4 protein-coding genes are annotated in these 2,839 nt (G+C 32.6%); all 4 read right to left on the bottom strand.

Annotation, left to right across the window (positions count from 1 at the left end):
- Positions 1-487: 487 nt before the first annotated feature.
- Positions 488-850 (bottom strand): hypothetical protein, encoded by a 363-nt coding sequence (locus BHV72_RS00020; RefSeq protein ID WP_258909089.1) that lies wholly within the window; start codon positions 848-850, stop codon positions 488-490.
- Position 851: 1 nt separating this feature from the next.
- Positions 852-1,154, bottom strand: coding sequence for a hypothetical protein (locus tag BHV72_RS00015; protein ID WP_055256944.1), 303 nt, complete (start codon positions 1,152-1,154; stop codon positions 852-854).
- A gap of 16 nt (positions 1,155-1,170) precedes the next feature.
- On the bottom strand, positions 1,171-2,127 hold the full coding sequence (locus tag BHV72_RS00010; RefSeq protein WP_224241267.1) for a hypothetical protein: 957 nt from the start codon (positions 2,125-2,127) through the stop codon (positions 1,171-1,173).
- Between the two features lie 23 nt (positions 2,128-2,150).
- The coding region (locus BHV72_RS00005) for an Ig-like domain-containing protein (RefSeq protein WP_286853188.1) at positions 2,151-2,839 on the bottom strand (689 nt) is incomplete at its 5' end.

Below are 2,839 nucleotides of genomic sequence, written 5' to 3'. Positions count from 1 at the left end.
ACGACTGATTACTATATATCTTGTATATATGCTCATTGCAATTAAATAAAAGCAAGCAAATAATTATAGTAAATAAAAAAAATAGAAACGATTCTTCAAATCTTTTTCTCATATTCAGAGGTATATCAAAGTTTTGTCAAAGATAAACTGAAAATAAATCTTATACAAGTAAGTGTTACATCCCTTTCAATAATCACAGAAAAGATTAGATAACCCTATATTGTAACATTACAAATATGCATTAAATCAAGACCTAACTAGATAAACTATTTTTTATGCAAATATTATCTTCTTTGAACTTCTCGCACGTATAACACTTGTAATAGGAGCAATAAGGATATTTCCACAAGAACCATACTCTAATAAAAGAATGTGGTTCTATTATATCATCATGGGTGGGAGTTTGACTATTATTGACACATTTATACGATTGGCAGGTACTTTACAAAAGTTATTATTTTAATTCCTTTTGAAGAAAACGTCCAAATCAATCATCAACCACTTCTATCAAATTCTCATCCTCCAATATTTTTTTCAACTGATAATAAAGTTCTAAATCTTTTGAATAATCCTCTACTCTCTCCGACATCTTTTCTATCAGAGAACTGTGTTTTTCTTCTGAAACAGGTGTTGAAGCCTCATCAAATTCGGCTACTTCCACTTCTATTACATCTCCCACCTCTAATATGCTGCCATTCCATATAAAGTGTACTTCTTCAGGCATTTTCAAACCTCCAACACTCCAATATGCGCCACTATGCCAAGTAATGTCAGCGGTGAAAAGTGTCCCGCAGTGAGGAATACCAGCTTTGCATACTATATCTTTATATTTTACAATAATTCCTTTCATCCTATATAAGTCCTTTCTCTTGAAGTTTAATTTTGAGTTGTTCATACTGTTGTATCATCCATTCCCTGTCACATTTCGTCTTTTTACATGGTGACACCTCATCTGTTTCAATAACTTTTATTATTATCTTATCACCAATCTCCGGCTTACCTTTAAGCCAAGTAAGATCGTTAGAACAATCACGACCGATCAAACTAATAGTAGAACCCAAAGGATAACCATACCCGAGTATTACAGATACAACATGATCTGAAGCCATTATTATAGGCTTCTCATCGTTAATATATATTTCAAATCCTATCATAACCTACTATTTCTTGTTATATTGGACGAGGGCAACTCCAAACACCTTGTGCTACACAATAGTCAAAACATCGTTGACACATTGTATATCCCCACCCTCCAGTATTAGGGTCACCATAACTAGTACCCGTACAGCCCACGTACTTTTCCATGCAAAAATCCATATCGCTGTTTCCCTCATTTTCTTTACACAAAATAACCTCATAAATGAATCCTGCCGCAGTAAAAACAGTAGCAACAGAGGCCACAATTTCGCCGAAAGGCGTCGGTTCACCAATAGCAATCGTCCAAACTGTCGCTGTAATTTTGCGACACCATTCTCCTATATTTCCTCCATCCTCAGGTCCTCTTGTTTTAACCTTCGATAATTTTATATTATTATATGGAGTCCTTAACATTAAACCTTGGTGCTCAAGATAAACTATTTTTTGTCCTCCATAGTATAACACAGCAATAACATTCAACAATCTTTCTTGTTCTATTTCTGGGACTTGTGCATGAATTTCTTTATTTAGAGCGACCAACCTAGCCAATAAGTCTTGAGAAGATCTACTTTTCTCACACTCACCAATAATTTTGTGAATAAACTCCAGCTGAATATCCGTCAACGAATTATACCTTTCCATAAATTCAGTCGCACTCATCATCTCAATTGACTGAATCTTTCCGGTAGCACGACTTCTTGCCATTGTAGGACTTGCATTATACCAATCTTCATAAAATTTCTTACGAAAATCCTTAAAATCAACGACTTCCGAATAATCCATATTTAAATCATTCAGTTTCGCTACCGTAATTTCAATTTCTTTAGCCACAGCTTTCCCATAAGCCTCAACCTGTTTAGGAAAATCAATTTCCTCCTCTACAATTTCTTCTTCAAAAACAGACTGTTTATCTATAAAATCATCACTTTGCGAACAACTTTGCGTAAGCAAAGCAATACTAAATACAATAAAAATTAAGTTCTTCATCATCTTTGGTTCTTTTAAATTAATAATCAATATATACTGGCTAATATTTTCACATACAGAATAGGCTTATTTATCGCATTAGAAGTTATAAAAACATCTCTAATTACTTCTCCAGACTCTTCCGACTTAAAATTAAAACTAACCATTGCCGAATCATTAGGAGAAACAACAAATTCATCAGTGTGGTCTAATAGATTCAAGCAAGAGCAACTTGTAAAAATCCTAGACACCTTTAAAGGATATTTCCCATCATTATAAATAGAGATCACAAAAACATTATCTTCACTAACTGCACAATCTGAAAGAGAGACTACCTCACTATTTACTCTAATATTAGGTTCATCATCTATTTTAAAATTTGGATTCAAAACTTTTTTAGCAGTAATAAACTCATTTTTAAACAATTCTAAATAATAAGGATTCTCCAATTTCATCATCAAATTCGCTAATGTTTTAGTTTCAATAGTATCATTATCCATTAGTTCCCCAACCATACCCAAATAAACAGAATATGGATATACCAATGAATCAATTGAGTTATTTAATGCAGTTGGAATATATATACCTTGATTCAAATCCATTTTACACTTCAAAACTTGATTCAACAAATGGATAACATTATATTTAGGAATTTTAAAGCGGTTAGGATAATGATAATTAGTTATTTTCATATCAGAAATCGCCTCGGTTGTATATAAAAAAGTTTCTTTAGTTG

The organism is Bacteroides sp. 43_46, from assembly GCF_001915455.1.
Lineage (GTDB): Bacteria > Bacteroidota > Bacteroidia > Bacteroidales > Bacteroidaceae > Bacteroides > Bacteroides caccae.
This window is presented reverse-complemented; position numbering and strand designations above follow the sequence as displayed.